The organism is Sorangium sp. So ce362, assembly GCF_051519845.1.
Lineage (GTDB): Bacteria > Myxococcota_A > Polyangia > Polyangiales > Polyangiaceae > Sorangium.
Genome location: NZ_CP150332.1, coordinates 8,215,102 through 8,231,353, shown reverse-complemented (window position 1 = coordinate 8,231,353; position 16,252 = coordinate 8,215,102). Strand labels below are relative to the sequence as shown.

Here is a 16,252-nt window from a genome sequence, read left to right as displayed (position 1 = left end):
CAGGCGGTCCCGGGTCGCGCTTCGGGATGGACCAGCTCAACGTCGTCCGCTCTCCCGTTCCCAGCGCTCCTGCGCCGCGATCGCGTCGTCTGCGGCATGGACACCCGAGACGAAGAGCTCCGCGTCCGCAGGGTCGTCCAGGTTCACGCCTAACCCGAGCAGCACGGCGCGGTGGCGCGGCGGGACGGTGCGGAGGATCTCGGCTGCGGAGCGGGGATAGCGGGCGGAAGGCACTTCGCGAGCATACCAGATGTCGAGGGCAGGCTGCGCGGCTGGCGGCGCGGATCGGAAGAGCCGCCGGAGCCCTGCCGCGAGAGCCTGGTCGTGGTCGTCGTGCGGTGGATCGGGTGCGCGCGCGGCGTCGCCACGTCCCGGAGCACCGAGATCCGTGTCGAGCGCTGCATCGGATCGAAGCGCCACCCGGGACCGCCTGCCTGACGCCGTCCGAAGTGCCGGCACCCCGTGCAAAGGTCGATGAGAGCAGCCTCCCGGAACGGTTCGTTGCGGTGCCTACTGTGCTCCGGGCGCATCACCAGATTGGATTGACTCTCAGGTGGCCTGCGATGGTTCGAAGATTGCCGGAGTCAGATCGGCAGTCGGCAGCGGTTTTTTTGTCAGCGTCGACGGATGACCTTCTGCACAAGGACAAGATGCTGGAGGAGCTCGCGCGCATGCGCCCGCACGACGAATCGCCGGGGACTCTCCGCGCCATGGCTGCCAAGCGTGAGCTCGAAGCGCTGGTCGCTTCGTGGGACGGTGAAGGCGAGCCGCCGGCCTCCAGGGTCGCTTGGGCCTCCAGCTTCCTGGATAGCTGGCTCGTGGACTCGGATTCCGAAGCTCCCTCGTCGCCGTCGTGGAGCTCTGCGCCGTCCTCGCCGGGACGTGACTTCGGCTATTCGGGAAAGCGAAGCGTCGGGTGGGCCTGGCCGCTCTCTCCCACCGTCGTGCTGCCATCGTGGTTCCAGCTCATGCCGCCCTTGCCCGGCTGTCCGGTCTCGATGGTCACGCCCTCGAGCGTGAGCTGGTCCTCGTCGAGGTAGGCGACGCCGATGGAGTCGCCGCCGCGCCCTGGGCCGCCGTAGCCGCCGGGCCCACCCTCGCCTCCATGGCCGCCGAGACAGGAGTAAAACCCATTCCCCAGCGCTCCGCCCCGTACGCCTCGGCCGCCTCGGCCGCCTCGCTGGGGTTCCCCGCCGTCGCCACCGCTGCCGCCAAAGTCCGCCGTGATCTTTGTGTCGCGCACGGTCACCCGGGCGTCAAGCGCGAGGACAGCGATGGACGGCTGTCCGTTCGCTCCCCCGCGGCCTCCTCGGCCTCCGCAACCTCCGGCCCCTCCCGAGCCGCCTCCCGGGCCTCCCTTGGTGGCCACGTCGCATAGGGCGAGCCCGCCCCGACGGCCGCCGCCGCCGCCGCCGCCCTGGCCCGGCGTGCCCCAGGTCCCTGCGCCCCCCGTGTCGCCCTCCCATCCTGTCTCCGTGAGGCGTCCGATACCCTTGCCGGGCCCGCCCTGCGTCCCCGGAGCCCCCGGGCCCCCCTTGGATCCGACGTAGCAACTGGCGTCGTCCTGCTCTGCGGTACCACCGCGTCCCGAGGGCGAAGCGTCGGCGGGCTCCCCGTCGCCTCCATCCTCGGCGCTGTCGGGCAGCCCATCCCCGCCCTTGCCGCCAACGCTCGTGAGCCCGCTCTCGCATTCGTTCACGGCCGCAGGCCCGCCGGCAACGACGACCGCCGAGCACGCGTCCCCACCGAACATGCCATCCGGTCCATCCGGTTGGCTGTACTGCTGCCACTTCGCGCCAGGACTGCCTCCATTTCCTCCGCGGGTGGAGATCTCGCTCCGCAGGATCTCCACCACCGTGTTGGACTGAATGAGCACGCCGATCTCGCCCGCCGAGCGGACGTAGAGATCGGCGAGCGTCGACACCCCGTCCGCGGCCCCCCGGTCCTCGGGGCCCGCGGGCTCGACGATCACCATGGGGCCGAAGACCGTCTTGTGAGAAAACGAGGACAGCGGGATTCGAGAGTCGCGATTCCATCGCCGGCAGTCGAAGCCCCCGAGGAGATCCACGCCGGAGGGCATCCTGATTTGATGCACTTGGAATCCGTCGTTGCAGATGAACACGCGCCCTCGTCCAGTGCGCGCGAGCTCGACGGCGCGCTCGACGGTGAACACCGGCTTCGCCTTCGTGCCGGGGTTCCCGTCGTCGCCCCCACCCAATGCCCCGGCGACGAACACGCCGCAGCCGTCGTCGATGATATCGGCCGCGACGTGCTCGACGCAGACCGACTCCGGAGGCGGCCCGTCCTCGCACGAGGAGCCTTCACAAGGCGTCACGCCAGGGTCGTTCACGCCGGGAGCAGTTCCGCAGCCAGTGGCCCACGGGGACAGCAGAAGGACCAAGGTCGCTGCGGTGCTTTTGTTCATGTGCGTCTCCTGACGTGCGCCGGCCGGCACAGGGCGGTTCACTGAGGCGGTTCCGGGGCCGGCGCATCGAACCGGTACCAGAACACCTTAGTCCCGTCATGCGCCTGACCGGAGTGGCTTTCCGGGGTTGCATTCCCGCCGAGCCCCCCGGTGCCGGCTTGGCCGGGCGAGACCGTCGCATGCGGCAAGATGGCCACGGCGGCGCCCACGGAAGCGATGCCGAGCGAGTGGCCACCGAGACCGCCGCCGGCATCGCCCCCGCGACCGCCGTGGCCGCCATCGCCGCCGGCACACCCTCGCGACGTGTCGGTCAGAAGCTTGTTTCCGCCGAGGCCGCCGCCGACGCCAAGGCCTCCCCACTGGCCCGTTCCGCCGACCCCGCCATTGCCGCCCTTAGCCCCGAGGACCGTGCTGTCGTCATCGACCGTGAGGTCGCTCCCTTGCAAGGCCACGATCGCGATGCTCGCGCCGCCGTAGCCGCCCCCCTGGCCCCCCTTGCCCCCACAGCCGCCGCTGCCGCCCGATCCGCCGGCCGCGCCGCCCGATCCGCCGGCCGCGCCGCCCTGGGGTCGACCTGCCGGACACGCGTTCATGTCGTCGCGCCCCTTGCCGCCACCACCCCCGCCGCCGCCCTGACCTGCGCCGCCCTTCCCCCCGTCCTTCCCGCGGACGCCGACCCATCCGTCGAGGCCCAGACGACCAGGGTCAACCGCTCCGGCAGCGCGTTCGGCATCGGCGCCGTCTGCTCCCCTCTCCCCATCCTTGCACGACATGCTGGACGCGCCACCGCCAGCCAAGCCGCGATTGTCCGGAGTCCCGACCGGTTCCGGCAATCCTGACGTCCCGTCGCCGCCCGTCTCGAGGCCTCCATCGCCCCCCTGGCCACCCGTCGACTCGATGCCGTCGTCGCACACGGTCACGACCGGAAGGGCGCCCAGCGCCACGTCCGCGGTGCAGGCATCTACGCCGTTGTTCCCCACCACGCCGGCGCTCGCGCGGTAGCTCGGCGCGTCCTCGCCCGGCTCTCCATCCTTGCCGTCGCCTGCGAGGATCTCGCTCGCCCGCACGATCGCCCTGGCCCCAGGGCTCAGGAGCATCGCGATCGACGACTTGCCGTCGCTCGCGGAGGCGTCGGCCGCCACGGCGCGCACGCCGAAGATCACGGACGTCGTATCGTCCGTCGCGATGACCGCATCCTCCCCCCCGAGGACCCGCACCGGGATCCCCACGGGCGGAGCGATGACGGTCAACGCGCTCTGCCCGTCGAGCGGCCCTCCGTAGGACCAGTCGCCGCCGGCACACAGACGGCCGCCCCAGAGGTCGACTCCCTGCGGGAGCGAGATCGCCTCCTTGAACGCCCCACCACAAGCGTACACGCGCCTGGTCGCAGTCTCGCCGTTCCCTCGTCCGCTTGCGGCGAGCCCGACCGCATGTTGCAAGGTCTTCACCGGCGCGTCCTTCGTGCCGGGGTTCTTGTCGTCGCCCTGCTCGCTGACGAACACCCCGCACCTGTCGAGCGCTGGCGCTGTGCCGGGCGTTCCCGCGCACGGGTCGGGCGGAGGCTCCGGATCGGGAGCACACGCCAGCTTTTCCGAGCAATCCTCGGAATAGGCAGCGCAAGCTGTCAGCGGGCTCGCTCCCCACACGCAGACTGCGAGAGCGACGACCGACGTCACGGCGCCTCGGTCTGCCAGCGGACCCATTCTCTCGGCCCCCCGCGTGCTCACCATACCCCCTCGATTCGCGCGCCGATCTCGTTCCCATTCGCCACCGGCGATACGTTGACCCGATCCTGCGCCGGCTTGAATCTCAGGAAAGAGGAGTCCGTGAAGAATGACGCGGCGGTCACGGCACCGACGACGCCGCCCGTGATCACCGTGGCCAGACCGGCGCGGCCGAACATGTTTCGCGCGTCCTGCAGGCGCGCCAGCTCGCCACATGGCGAGTTCCGAGGCGCTTGCCAGCACATCGACGCGCTCGATGACGGCTCGCTTTGGAGCCGATCTCGCCGGGCGCTCAGGTCGTCATCGAGCTTGCCCGCGTGGATCATGAGGAGGGTGCCCACCGCCACGCCAGCCGTCGTGATGGCGATCCCCGTGATGCGCAGCGTTCCCGGCCAGGAGGCCCACGGGCTGGGAGCCTTCGCGCGCGCAGCGGGCAACGTGCGCAAGGGGGTCGGCGTCGCTGGCGCGGTGTCCTTCGTGCTGCTCGCCTCCGTGGCGCTCCCCGCCGCCGCGCGGGATAGCTCCATCGTCATCTCGTGCTCTACGCCCGCCACGCCAAGGAACCCCTGAAACGCGTCCGCGTGGCCCGGTGCACGGCCCCGCACCATGTGTTTGTCCCCCGGCTCGAAGAAGAGCGTATAGGTGCGCGCGGTCCGTCCGACGCGCTCGCCGTCGATGAGCACCTCGGCGTCGGGCGGATCCACCGAGAGCACGAGCGTAGCGACGCGCTTCACTGCCTCGCGCTGGCCTGCCTGGAATCGACGCTCGAGCGCGTCCGGCAGCGCTTCGCGCTGTTCGAGGCTCTTGGCAAGGTGCTCGGCCGCATCGCGGTACTCGTGCAACGCGACCTCGCAAAGGCCGAGCTCGCCGGTGATCTCCGCGCGCTCTCGCTCGGTGCTGGTCGTCGCGTCCGCGGCGTCGAAAGCCGCCTTGTAGGCAGCGTATGCCTCGCTCCACCGCCCGGCATTGCGCGCTCTCTGACCACGGCGAACATGGCCCTTCATCGATGAACTGTCGTTCGGTCCCGCCTTCGCGGGGGACATCGCCGGCGCTGGCAGACTTCGTGAAGCCTGTTGCGCCTTCGAGCGGGCATCATCGGCGCTGGCCGAGGTCGGGAACCCTGTTGCGACCCCGAGCGCGAGAAATATCGAGAGCGAATGCGCGACGCAACGCATCCAGGGACATTACTGATGCCGGCCGTTCGGCGTCAACCGCCAGAAATCGCGACGCATCGGCCGTTTGGACGAGAATTGGCGGTCGTCTGACGGAATGTGCTTAGTCGTCCTCCAGACCCGCTTTCGCGTAGTTGAGGATGCGACCTTGGTCTACATGGTCCGACCAATATTGCTCGTTGGTTCTTTTTTTTGAAGCGTTTGGGCCCGCTCAAGTGTGCTGCTGACCGTGGGCAAGCCACCGACCGTCTTCCCCGGCTTCGAGCTCTTCCGGCGCCTCGCCAGGCGCCACGGTGTGCCGGCGCGAAACGCCGACGATGTCGCTCAGGAAGCGCTGCTGCGCGGGCTTGAGGCCGACAAGCGACTCGACCCGGGGGGAGCCCCAGCGCCATACCGCGTCACGATCGCCATCAACCAGGCGCGCAACCACGTCCGTGACGCACGCCGCCGCGGCGAGGTGCTGACGTCGTTCGAAGAGTGCGAGATCCGAGACGAGTACCCCACGCCGGAAGAGCTGCTCCGGAGACGGCAGCGGGAAAAGTTCACGCGGGAGCTGATAGACCAACTCGATCCCAAGTACCGGGATCTCGTGGTCAAGCACGACCTCCAAGAGGTTCCGCTCGCCGAGATCGCGGCCGAGCAGGGACTTCCGCTGGACACGGTGCGGACGCGACACTGGCGGGCGCACAAGGAGCTCCGGGTGCAGCGGGAGCGGTGGCAGGCGCAGCAGCGCTCGCAGGGAAGGGACGATCGTCTCTGCGTGCCGCTCGCACTGGGCTTCGGCCGTCGCGCGTCGTGGGTGGCCTCGCTGCGCCGTCTGGGCGTGAGGATCCTCGTCCAGGGCGGGCTCGTCCTGCTGACCGGCGCGCTCGTCTCCTCAGCGCCCTCCTTGCCCGACCTGGAATCGTGGTACGGGGCGGCGGCGGTCAGCGTCCCTGCAACCCCGCCCGCTACGCGGGAGGCTGCGGCGTCGCCTGCGCGGGACGGAGACGGCGTGCACAGCGACGCGGCGCCCGCCGGCGGAGAACGCGCGCACAGCGCGGCGGTACTGGCCGCGCCGATCGCGCGCGAGATCTCGTCGCCGAGGGAGCAAGGAAGCGCGCGCGCGCAGCCGGTGGCGAGCAGCACGCCCGTTCCCTCAACGACGACAGATCGCCGGCCCGCGTCTCCGGCGAGCGCCGTTCGACCGACCGGCGGGGAGCGCGAGCGGAGCCTGATCAACCAGGCCCGGAGGGCCATCGAGGCGCGCAATGTCACGGCGAACCTCGAGGCTCTCCGGCTGCTGAACACCCACGCGCAAGAGTTCCCCCGTGGGCGGTTCGTCGCCGAGCGCGAAGCACTCTTCCGGCAGCTTCGCTGAATCCTCGGCTGTCCTTCGGCAGCTCACAGGCGGTGAGTTTGGTGATGTCTTCGGACAGCACAAGGCGAAGATCCGCCTTGCATCCCGACATGAGCGATCACGTCCAGGAGGCGAAACGCGATGACTACGATGGAGGATCTACTCGGTGCGATGTGGCTCATTTCGCCGCTCGGGCTCGCGATGATAGCCTGTGTCGCGATCGGCTTCGCGGTCACCGCGCGCGAAGCCCTGGGACGGGAGCGGGGGCTTCGCGAGGCGCGCGAGCACGCGCATGACGACGAGGAGGCAGCCCTCACCGATGCGAAGGAGCAGGCCGTGGGGGACCGGGATCGAACCCGGCGCCTTCTGGACTGTCACGTCGATGCGGTGCTCGCAGAGCTGACAGACGCCCGCGCGCGCCGCGTCCCCTGGCCAGGAAGGGTCCTCGAGTCGTTCTGCGCGACGATACCTTCGTGGAGGAGAAAGCTGGCCGAGAGCACGGGCGTAGAGCGCTCTCCGCTGAACACGACACTTCCGGGAGTAGGGAGCCATGGGTGAATTGCGTCATGTCATTATGCTTCGGAAAGCCAGCGAGATCTCGGTGCGGGGAGTGGGATTGCAATGAGCGTCAAGGGCCTGGTTGTCCACTTTCGGCGCGACTTGGATGACGATGAGGCGCAGCGAACGATCGACGCGCTGATGATGATCAAGGGCGTTGTCAAGGTGGCATCTGTCAAGGCCGGTTACGAAGACGAACTGAACCGGCAGCGGGTCAAGCGAGATTTGCTAAGCAAGATTGACGGGCTTCTGAGGGATGACGAGGCCGCCATCTAGCTGCCGACGAACCCGCGTCATCGTGGCGTCGACGCAACCGGCCCGCCGCGCCGCAATTTTGCCTACCGCGGCAAGTACGGAGGGCGCGGTTGGATTCGTGTCGGAGGGGATCTCGGTCCGGCACCTTGATCGGCTGCTGGATGGGCTCCTTCTGGCGACGTCGCCTCGCGTCGAATGGGCGAAGCTCTTGCGGCGGACTTACGCCGTAGATGTTCTCGCGTGCCCGCGATGCAGCGGACGGATGCGCCTCATGGCCGCGATCACGGATAAGGCGACGGCGAAAAAGATCTTGAGCCACCTCGGTCTGTTCGCCGAGCCGCTGGAGTGCCGCGCGCGGTACCCGGCGGACCCCGCGTGACGAAACCGACAGGGAGGGACGCTGCTCGACGACGTGGCCGGGGGGAAGTCTGCCCTGAGGTGCGTGCGCCGGCCATCACGACGCGCCGCGAACCGCGACGGCGGCCGTTTGGACGAGCTCAGTAGGGTACAGCTATACGGTAGGATGCCTTCCGCTTGGTGCTACGTCGCGGTAATCCCAGGCGTTTCAGGCGTGGAAGGCCTGCCTGATCGCATAAGGCCCGTTCTGGCAATGAGCTCGTACAGTCGGACTGCACGAGTCAGGAACGGCTCCGAGAATCTTGACTTTGCGGAACGCGTTTGCTTGTCCTATCCGCTCGCTGAAAGCGAAGCGATCGACGCGGCCGTTCGGGGTGGCGCGCGGATCGAAGAGACCCTCGAAGGCGCCCGGCGGCGCGCGCGGTGCTCCTGTTCGCCAGGCTTACGAGCGCTCTCACCGAACGGCGCGCGCCTCCGCTTGGGCACAGGCCGCGCGTCTTGCACGAGCTGGTCTATTTTGTCGTCACACAGGACGCGTCGTCCGTCGGAGTAGTCAACTCTATCTCTTGAGACGGATAGTACATCACGAAATTATAACACATCTCATCCACCGTCCGCTCCCCGAATTCCACGGCCCTGTTGCCCGGGTTGTCCCACGCGCAACGCGTCCTCACGGTGTCGCCGCCTCGAAGGATGGTATCGTTGTCGTACCAGATCTGGTTGTCGAAGTTCCACGGATCGGCGAGCCCCAGGTTGCTCGGCTCGCTGCCGTCCGTGGGCACCGTGTTGCTCGACAGGTGCTTGCCGAGATCGTGCATGTGCGGCATAACACTGATTACCGAAATCGCCCCCATATCCCGCGGGAACTGGTAATCGCAGCTCACGTCGAGCGAGCCGTGAGGCGGGATGTTGATGTCTTCTGTGCCGAACGAGAAGATGCCGGCGTCGTTGGGGCGGAGCTCCGTCGTCGTGCAGACGTTGAAGCCGGTGCTGTCTTGCTGCCCGTCGAGGCCCTTGATGTTGCTGTAGTGCACCTGGACTACGAAGTGTGCCGTGCCTTCCAGCGGGAAGCCCGCCTCTAGCGGCAGCTCCGTGGCCTCGCCGCCGGGCGCCCAGACGGACAAAAGAGCCCCCTGGATGTCGCCCCCCTCACAGGGCGTGGGCGTCGAGGGAGACGCCTCATCCGCCTTGAAGAGCAGGATATGGTGTACAATGGTGCTGTTGTCGATCTGGGGTGCGATCCCGACGAGGTGTCGTTTCTGGCCGATCTCTACATCGACCCCATAACACATATACTGGTCCTGGACGTCCTTCGGCATGACGTAAGGCGCGGACGGCGCTAGCAGGACATCCGGTGTGCAGCTCAGGGTCGGAGGGTCGATGGTTCCGCCGCCGCCCGGGTCGACGCACGTGTCTTCACCGGCCGGCATGCCGGCGGCGATCCATTGATCGAAGATCGCGAGCTCCGCGGCGGTCAGGCGCTCGGTTGGGGGCGGAGGCATGGGGCGCGCGGTGTCGCGGGCGCGTGCGGCGACGAGCTCGTAGACCTTCTTGTTGGGATCGCTCACCGCGGGCGCGAGCAGATCGCTCCGGTCGACCAGCGGGAACGGCGCGCCGAACTTCGGGGACGCCCCGTGACAGGTCTGGCACTTCGTGGAGAGGATCTTGTCGACGTCGCACGGCAGCGCTTCCGCGTTGCCGTTCTCCGGACCGGAGCCGGATGAGCCGCTGCTGCCCTTCTCGGCGTCGCTGCACGCGACGACCACGAGAGCGGATAGGAAGGGCAGCGCCGAGAACAAATAGCGACTACGATTCATGCGAGCTCCTCGGGGAAAAGTGCGACCTGAATCGGCGTTCGAGGGTATCGAGCGCTGATCTGCATCTTTTCGGAAGGGCGGTCGAAGACCGAGATTCCGAAAAACGCCGTCGAACTGGGTGGACGAAGAACGCGCGCCGCGAGCTCCCGAGAACAGCGGGAGACTTGGCGCGTGAGAGCACCGGCGACCCAGGTCTACGGACGGGCCTGCGACCTGGCGTCGGTGCTACTTCGGTGAGTGCCCGCCCGCTCTGAGAATGTTCAACGGTGCGCTCACGCGGAAGGTATCGAGGCGCTCGCGCGCCAGGAGGCGCGGTGCCGTCTGGTCAAAGCTCGGCTGCGGACTAGGGTCGCGCGCGGGGATCCATCTACGGGGCGCGCCCGAGCCAGTAGGGTACAGCTATACGGTAGGATGCCTTCCGCTTGGTGCTACGTCGCGGTAATCCCAGGCGTTTCAGGCGTGGAAGACCTGCCTGATCGCATGAGGCCCGTTCTGTCGATGAGCTCGTACAGTCGGACTGCACGAGTCAGGAACGGCTCGGAGAATCTTGACTTTGCGGAACGCGTTTGCTTGTCCTATCCGCCTTGCCCTTCCGCCTGGCCAGAGTGACCCCTGGGTCGATGGGCTCGCCGCCGAGGCCTTGCGCGCGAGATCGGACGCGTTCATCCTCGCGGGGGCCGCATGACCAGGATAGAGGCATTTGTTCCGACAGCGATGCTCTTTCAGATGATCGCCGACGTCGCTCGTCCTCACAAGGCGCGCCTCGTGCTCCAGCGTTTCGAGACCGCTCATCATGGCGCGGCGCTCTCCGTCGTCGAAGCAACCCCTCTCGCGGCCGACGAGTACCTGAGCGGCGGCTATGAGCTTGTGTATCTGGCGCTGCGGAAGGCGCCCGCGAGCGAGCAGGACTGGAGCTTCGTCGACCGCGAGGCCGCCGATCTGCTCGAGTTCGCCGGCGCGCGTCAGCGCGGTGAGGATCTCGAGCAGGTCACGATCCGCCCTTTGGCCAGGAAGACCAACGTGGCCAGGTTGTTCGCCGCGACGAAGGCGGCCATCGCGGCCGCCTGCAAACAAGGGGTGACGCTCAACGGTCAGCTCTACCCGAAGATCTTCTACGCGAAGGAGCTCCAGGCTCGAAGATCTCGGTTGTGGATCGATATTGAGACCAAGACCATATCCGCCAGGGTGGTCGGGTAGGACCCTGGCGCTCCCGCGGGACGTCGGGCCGGGGAGCGAGCCGCCATGCGCCTTCGCGCCGCTGCATGGCGGCAGTGTGGGCCGGGAACGCCCCGCCGAAAAGGACCAGAACGCGCTCGCCGCGGGGAAGCGCGGGCGGCGCTGAGCCGGAGCGCGACGATGCCCGTGCGATGAGAGGAGATGAGATGAGAGGGAATCACAGAGGCAGAGAGGAGAGAAGGGAAGAGGACGGTTCGGTCAGCCGGCGTCGAGCCAGGCCTCGAGCGCCGCGGCGAACGCTGCCGGGGCGTCGAGCATCAGCCAGTGGCTGGTCCCCGGCAGCACGACGGACGCCAGCGCGGGCCTCAGCACGTGCAGGCTCTGCGGCCACGCGTTCGAGGGGGCGAGGAGGGCGTGGGCGCGGGCGCCCGGGGCGGCGAGGTAGCGGTCCAGCGCGTTCGCCGCCTCGAACTGCAGCAAGCTCCGGGACATGCCGAGCATCCGGTCGTGCGGTGTGGAGGCGACGCGCGCCAGCACCGTCTCCCGCGTCGCGGGCGTGCTGCCCGCGAGCGCCTCGTTGAAGGTCGCAAAGGCGGTGTCGCGCCAGCCGTCCGCCTCGAGGGCGGCGAGGTAGGGCGGGAAGTGCTGCGCCTGGACCTCCGCCGGGATCTGCGTGAAGTCGCGGGGCGGGTCGGCGAGCACGAGGCGAGCGACCCGCTCCGGACGGGCGGCCGCGGCGGCGAGCGCCACGAGGGCGCCGTAGCTGTGGCCGACGAGCGCCACGCGGGGGAGAGCCAGGGCGTCGAGGACCGCGAGCACGTCGGCAGCGCACGCGGAGGGAGCGTAGTCCGCGTCGGGCGGGGGCTCGGACGCGCCGTGCCCCCGGAGATCGATGGCCACGGCGCGGCGCCGGCCGGAGACGTGCGCGAGCGGCGCCTCCCAGAAGCCGGCGTGGCCGACCATTCCGTGCACGAGCACGACCGGCAGCGCCTCGCGTGAGGGACCAGCGCCCGCGGCCGGAGGAGCGCCTGCGGCGGGATGATCGACGATGTGGAGCGTGCCCGCGGGGCCCGCGACGGTCTGGGAACGCATGTGCGTCTGCTACCTCGGCGTGTGTGGCCGCGTGAAGGAGCCGTGTTGCGCTGCGAGCGCGGAGGGTAGGCGAGGCGCTCGTCCGAAGCAACCCGGCGCTCCTTCGCGGCAGCGCGGCAGGGGCGCTGCCGCGAGCGAGGAGCGGTCCTCCAATCCCTGGCAGCCCCCGTGCGTCGTCGAGGGCGAGGCGGACGTGGTGCAGGGGCAGCCCGCGAAGCGCGAGGCGATGCGCCGCACGTCACGAGACCGACGTGGCGCCGCGGACAGCGGCCGCTGACCGTGGAGAAGCCATACCCGAGGTCTGAGCAGATCCATCAGCTCTGGCGCGATGCGCCCGTCATCGGCGAGGTCCGCCGCGATGCGGCTGCACAGGGCCACGAACTGCGTGTCCCGCGTGCAGGGCGCCAACAACAACAGGCACGGTGACCTGAGCAATGCGGCGCTCAGCGCGAGGAGATACGCGTTGCCGTCGCTGTCGTCTCCGAAGAGCTGAAGTGAATGGCCGGGCGCTCCGGGGTCGAAGCCGGAACCGCCGAGCCCGATGGCCTCGCGCAGCTCGTGCTCTGCCTGTGCGGTGGCCTCCTCGAGGGGGAGGCCCTCGCGCCGGTGGTCGAGCCCGCTGCTCGCGTCGGGTCGGCGCCGGGGCCTTGCAGCTCGCGCTCGCAGGCTCTGCTGAGCGTGTTCTCAGGAGACTGGCCTCGTCGGACGCGCCCGGAGGCCCGCTGCTCTCGGACCTCAACGAGCAGGCCCCATTGCGAGGACAATCTTGCCACGCGGGCGGGGGCGGGTGCCGTCGAGCATCTCATGCGCGCCGCGGGCCTCGGCGAGCGGCAGCACGGCGCCGATGTCGACCGAGAGCTCGCCCGCGTCGAGCAGGGCGGCGATGCGGTCGAGGTGGGCCGTCGTGACATCGACGAGAAAGAAGCTTGCCCGCACGCCGCGGCGGGCGGCCTCCTCCTGATCAGGGGTCGACACCGCCGAGACCAGGGTGCCACGTGGCTTGAGCACGGCGAAGGACCGCGCCTGCGTGTCGCCACCGACGAGGTCGATGACGGCATCGACGTCCTTGGCGGCATCCTCGAAGCGCTCGCTCCGGTAGTCCACGACGACGTCCGCACCGAGACCGCGGACGAAGTCGCGATCCTTGGCCGAGGCCGTCGCGATCACACAGGCGCGGGCCCGGCGCGCGAGCTGCACCGCGTACGCGCCGACGCTGCCGGCCGCGCCGTGCACCAGCACGGTCTGTCCGGCTTCGAGCTGGGCCTGATCGAACAGCGCCTGCCACGCCGTGACGGCGACGACCGGCACGGAGGCGGCCTGCACGTCGTCGAGCCGGAGAGGCGCGCGCGTCATCATGCCCGCCTGCGCCAGGGCACAGGCGGCGTGCGCGCCGGTGAAGCGCTTGTTGGTGACGCCGAAGACCTCTTCGCCCGGCGCGAGGCCAGTCACCTCGGGGCCGACCGCGGCCACGGTACCAGCGAGGTCCGAGCCGAGCGTCAGCGGCAGCGGCTGGGGCAGCACGCTCTTGCCGGCACGGATCCAGCCGTCCCACGGCCCGACCCCGGCCGCCGCGACGCGGACCAGCACCTCGCCCGGGCCGGGCAGCTGGACCGGCACCTTCTCGATGGTGATGACCTCGGGACCGCCGAACCGGTGGATTCGGGCGGCGTCGGTGGAGCTGGGAAGCATCGTCACGAACATGGAGTGGACCTCGTGCGCGTCGAGGGAGGCGCTGGCGGAAGACATCGCGAGGGCAGCCATGAACGGGATTGTTTTACCTTTTTCTCATCTCTGTGTTTCCATTCATCCCGGCAAGGCACAGGCGGACCTGGTGAACAGCACATCGGGTATGCAGTTGACCGAAGCTGGCGGATCCTTCTGATGGTGGTCACGCCGGGTCGCCCGCAGGTTGTTCGGCAAGAAGGGCGGCCGAATGCCGCGGAGCTAAGAGCGCCGAACAAAGCCGGACCGAGCCAGGCAGCCGAGGGCCCAGGTCCTGTGGATGGTGCTGTCATTTGCCCGGAGAGGTTCCACATGAAGACGGGAAGGAGAGAACGTCCTTCAGGTTTTCTTCCCACCTCCCTGCCTTCATGTTCATTCATGTTCAGATGACAGCACCACCATCCTGTGCCCGGCCGGGCGCGAGGCCGAAGATCCCCTCCGGGCTCGGCGCCACACGAAGGAGAGAGGACCGTGAAGGACGAGATCGCTGGCATCCGCATCCCTGACAGCCACCTGGCCGCGGAGGCGACCGAGCTCGCGCGGGAGATGTCGGCGCCCTTCCTCTTCAACCACGTCATGCGCACGTACCTCTTCGGCGCGCTGCTCGCGAAGCGGCGCGGGCTCGTGCTCGATCACGAGCTGTTCTACCTCGGGGCGGCGCTCCATGACCTCGGCCTGGTCGAGAGGTTCCGGGGCCCGGAGCGGTACGAGGTCGAAGGCGCAAACGCGGCGAGCGAGTTCCTGAAGCAGCACGGCGTGCCCGAGGAGGCGATCGGCGTCGTGTGGGAGGCAATTGCGCTGCACACCGTGAGGGGGGTCCCGCCATACAAGCGGCCCGAGGTGGCGCTGCTTCACGTCGGAACTATCATGGACATCATTGGCAATGATTTGAAGGAGCTCTCTGCGGACGAGGTGGATGAGGTGCTCCAGGCGTACCCGCGTCTCGATTTCAAGCGCGCATTTCCGCAGGCGATCGCTGACATGCTCGCCAGCAAGCCGGAGACCGCCTTCTACAACTTCACGGCCGATATCGCCGAGCGCCTGATCCCGGGCTTTCATGCCCCCAATTTCTACGACGTCATCCTGGCGGCGCCGTTCAAGGAGTGACCGGACCCACGCGTCGAGAACTGTGGCCAGGGTGACAACGAGCTTCCGACGACGCGCGCGGCTCGATCGCCGACGAGGCCGAGATGAGGAGAGGCCGCGGGCGCTCTCCGCGTCATCCGCTTTACAGGGCGAAGCGTCGACTGTAACGGAAAATCGCAGACAAGGAAACTGTCTCGCAGCGCACCGGCAGCACTTCTGTCGTACGGGGCCGGGTGGTATCGGGCGACGGTGCGACCGAAAGGCAATGCGCAGGCGGGCTCCGTGATCGCGGACGGGATTGTCCGCGCAGCGCAGGTCGGGGACCTATGATCCGGGCGCGCGACAGGCGCGGGGACGAGACCGCTCAGGAGCTCGCCCTGAGCGCGGTGAACTCGCCTGGATCGTGGAGGGTGGGGGGATTGGTCCCTCCACCGATGAAGTCTTCCGTCCGGTCATACATGCCGAAGTGGGTCACGGGTCCCGGATCGCCCCGCGCCGGGAAACCATCCGCGCCCGCCTTGACCCCGAGGGCGTTCATCAAGTTGCAGTAGTACTTGTTGATCGGCGCGCTGGCGAGCGACGGATCGGTCCCCGTTTCCTGGGAGTACCCGTCGACCTCGTCCGGAGTGCCCTCGGCACACGTGATCTCGCTGTTGCCGGTCGTGAGATCGGGCGAGCCGTCATCGACGTTCACGGCCCAGCCGGTCTTGAAATAGCCGCCGGCGCTGCCGACCTGGACGATCGGCAGGTTGTTGAGGTTGAGGGCGCAGCCGTCCGACATCTCCTGGAACCAGACGGCCGCGCAGTTGTCGAGGAGCGTCCCGTCGCCCTCGTCGATACCGTTCAGCTGCCCGACGAGGTGGGCGAACTTCCTTGCATGGTAGTCGTCGATCGTGAGGAGCATGTCGAGCACACCCGGGACGCAGGGGCCCTGCACTCCCGCGTGGTCCAAGCGACTCGAGAGACCTTCGCTCTCTTGCGTCAGGCCGAGCCCCGTGAAGGTGTAGGCCGCGGGGTACTTCAGGAAGATGACGGGGTTCGCGTTGCACGCCGCCGCGAGCACGGCGAGGTTCGAATAGAGGTCGGCTCCGTCCAGACCGTCCGAGATTCGCCGCGTCAGCCAGTCGTCGACGCTCGGGCGCGTGCTCTGCAGGTCGATGTTTTCTCGCGTCACACCGAGCGCCGTCGCGAGGGACGTGTCGCACTGCGAAGGAACCACCACGTTTCCTGTCGGGTGGAGGAGCTCCTTCCAGGCTGCGAGCTTCTGCTTGTCGGCACGGCTCATGTCGAACCGCTCGAGCGTCTGCAGATCATCCCTCACGATGTCGAGGATGCTCTTGCCGCGCATCGCCGCGTAGGTGTCCGGAGACGTCGGCTTCCCCGCCTCGAAGAGGCCGGTGAGGCTGCTGAAGACCTGCGATGCGGAGATGCTCTTGAAGAGGGTCTCGGCAGCGGAGTAGGAGATCGCCGACTGAGCGTTGTCATTTCCACCAATCGTGTTCATGAACAACGGAACGAGTCAGGAACGG

General features: G+C 68.5%; 14 protein-coding genes. 6 read left to right on the top strand and 8 right to left on the bottom strand.

What is annotated here, in order from left to right:
* Positions 1–36 precede the first annotated feature (36 nt).
* The 4 genes from WMF17_RS31560 to WMF17_RS31545 all read right to left on the bottom strand — a co-directional run bounded on the left by WMF17_RS31560 (position 37) and on the right by WMF17_RS31545 (position 5,324).
* Positions 37–234 carry a hypothetical protein gene (locus WMF17_RS31560; protein WP_437596889.1) on the bottom strand — a complete coding sequence of 66 codons (198 nt, stop codon included), beginning with the start codon at positions 232–234 and terminating at the stop codon, positions 37–39.
* A 658-nt stretch (positions 235–892) separates the two neighbouring features.
* The gene (locus tag WMF17_RS31555; RefSeq protein WP_437644702.1) at positions 893–2,425 is read right to left on the bottom strand and encodes a hypothetical protein; all 1,533 of its coding nucleotides are present in this window, start codon (positions 2,423–2,425) and stop codon (positions 893–895) included.
* 38 nt (positions 2,426–2,463) lie between these two features.
* A complete protein-coding gene (locus tag WMF17_RS31550) occupies positions 2,464–3,927 on the bottom strand; it encodes a hypothetical protein (protein ID WP_437644700.1) in 1,464 nt (487 codons plus the stop codon).
* A 221-nt stretch (positions 3,928–4,148) separates the two neighbouring features.
* A complete protein-coding gene (locus tag WMF17_RS31545; protein ID WP_437644699.1) occupies positions 4,149–5,324 on the bottom strand; it encodes a hypothetical protein in 1,176 nt (391 codons plus the stop codon).
* 226 nt (positions 5,325–5,550) lie between these two features.
* Between WMF17_RS31545 and WMF17_RS31540 the strand changes: the two genes are divergently transcribed.
* From WMF17_RS31540 to WMF17_RS31530, 3 genes are all read left to right on the top strand, one after another.
* Positions 5,551–6,681, top strand: coding sequence for a sigma-70 family RNA polymerase sigma factor (locus WMF17_RS31540; RefSeq protein ID WP_437644697.1), 1,131 nt, complete (start codon positions 5,551–5,553; stop codon positions 6,679–6,681).
* A 120-nt stretch (positions 6,682–6,801) separates the two neighbouring features.
* Complete coding sequence (locus WMF17_RS31535; RefSeq protein WP_437644695.1) at positions 6,802–7,218, top strand: hypothetical protein; 417 nt, start codon at positions 6,802–6,804, stop codon at positions 7,216–7,218.
* A gap of 63 nt (positions 7,219–7,281) precedes the next feature.
* Positions 7,282–7,494: a hypothetical protein gene (locus tag WMF17_RS31530; protein WP_437644693.1), complete on the top strand. Its 213-nt coding sequence runs from the start codon at positions 7,282–7,284 to the stop codon at positions 7,492–7,494.
* Positions 7,495–8,342: 848 nt separating this feature from the next.
* On the opposite strand, the gene WMF17_RS31525 is transcribed toward WMF17_RS31530, so the two are convergent.
* The gene (locus WMF17_RS31525) at positions 8,343–9,647 is read right to left on the bottom strand and encodes a peptidylglycine alpha-amidating monooxygenase (protein WP_437644691.1); all 1,305 of its coding nucleotides are present in this window, start codon (positions 9,645–9,647) and stop codon (positions 8,343–8,345) included.
* Positions 9,648–10,373: 726 nt separating this feature from the next.
* Between WMF17_RS31525 and WMF17_RS31520 the strand changes: the two genes are divergently transcribed.
* Positions 10,374–10,844 carry a hypothetical protein gene (locus WMF17_RS31520; RefSeq protein ID WP_437644689.1) on the top strand — a complete coding sequence of 157 codons (471 nt, stop codon included), beginning with the start codon at positions 10,374–10,376 and terminating at the stop codon, positions 10,842–10,844.
* Positions 10,845–11,081: 237 nt separating this feature from the next.
* Here the strand turns inward: WMF17_RS31520 and WMF17_RS31515 are convergent, their stop codons facing one another.
* Entirely contained in the window at positions 11,082–11,915 is an 834-nt protein-coding gene (locus WMF17_RS31515; protein ID WP_437644687.1) for an alpha/beta fold hydrolase, read from the bottom strand.
* A 735-nt stretch (positions 11,916–12,650) separates the two neighbouring features.
* A complete protein-coding gene (locus WMF17_RS31510; protein WP_437604327.1) occupies positions 12,651–13,616 on the bottom strand; it encodes an NADP-dependent oxidoreductase in 966 nt (321 codons plus the stop codon).
* Between the two features lie 58 nt (positions 13,617–13,674).
* Between WMF17_RS31510 and WMF17_RS31505 the strand changes: the two genes are divergently transcribed.
* Positions 13,675–13,797, top strand: coding sequence for a hypothetical protein (locus tag WMF17_RS31505; protein ID WP_437644686.1), 123 nt, complete (start codon positions 13,675–13,677; stop codon positions 13,795–13,797).
* Between the two features lie 311 nt (positions 13,798–14,108).
* Positions 14,109–14,744, top strand: coding sequence for an HD domain-containing protein (locus WMF17_RS31500; RefSeq protein ID WP_437644684.1), 636 nt, complete (start codon positions 14,109–14,111; stop codon positions 14,742–14,744).
* A gap of 343 nt (positions 14,745–15,087) precedes the next feature.
* Here the strand turns inward: WMF17_RS31500 and WMF17_RS31495 are convergent, their stop codons facing one another.
* Positions 15,088–16,227, bottom strand: a complete 1,140-nt coding sequence (locus tag WMF17_RS31495; RefSeq protein WP_437644682.1) for a DUF1552 domain-containing protein — start codon at positions 16,225–16,227, stop codon at positions 15,088–15,090.
* Positions 16,228–16,252 lie beyond the last annotated feature (25 nt).

What these genes read in the sequence shown, in the direction of transcription:
- WMF17_RS31555 (WP_437644702.1), bottom strand. Translation starts at nt 2,425, where the DNA reads ATGAACAAAAGCACCGCAGCGACCTTGGTCCTTCTGCTGTCCCCGTGG.
- WMF17_RS31535 (WP_437644695.1), top strand. Translation starts at nt 6,802, where the DNA reads ATGACTACGATGGAGGATCTACTCGGTGCGATGTGGCTCATTTCGCCG.
- WMF17_RS31495 (WP_437644682.1), bottom strand. Translation starts at nt 16,227, where the DNA reads ATGAACACGATTGGTGGAAATGACAACGCTCAGTCGGCGATCTCCTAC.
- WMF17_RS31525 (WP_437644691.1), bottom strand. Translation starts at nt 9,647, where the DNA reads ATGAATCGTAGTCGCTATTTGTTCTCGGCGCTGCCCTTCCTATCCGCT.
- WMF17_RS31510 (WP_437604327.1), bottom strand. Translation starts at nt 13,616, where the DNA reads ATGTTCGTGACGATGCTTCCCAGCTCCACCGACGCCGCCCGAATCCAC.
- WMF17_RS31505 (WP_437644686.1), top strand. Translation starts at nt 13,675, where the DNA reads ATGAACGGGATTGTTTTACCTTTTTCTCATCTCTGTGTTTCCATTCAT.
- WMF17_RS31530 (WP_437644693.1), top strand. Translation starts at nt 7,282, where the DNA reads ATGAGCGTCAAGGGCCTGGTTGTCCACTTTCGGCGCGACTTGGATGAC.
- WMF17_RS31520 (WP_437644689.1), top strand. Translation starts at nt 10,374, where the DNA reads ATGATCGCCGACGTCGCTCGTCCTCACAAGGCGCGCCTCGTGCTCCAG.
- WMF17_RS31545 (WP_437644699.1), bottom strand. Translation starts at nt 5,324, where the DNA reads ATGCGTTGCGTCGCGCATTCGCTCTCGATATTTCTCGCGCTCGGGGTC.
- WMF17_RS31515 (WP_437644687.1), bottom strand. Translation starts at nt 11,915, where the DNA reads ATGCGTTCCCAGACCGTCGCGGGCCCCGCGGGCACGCTCCACATCGTC.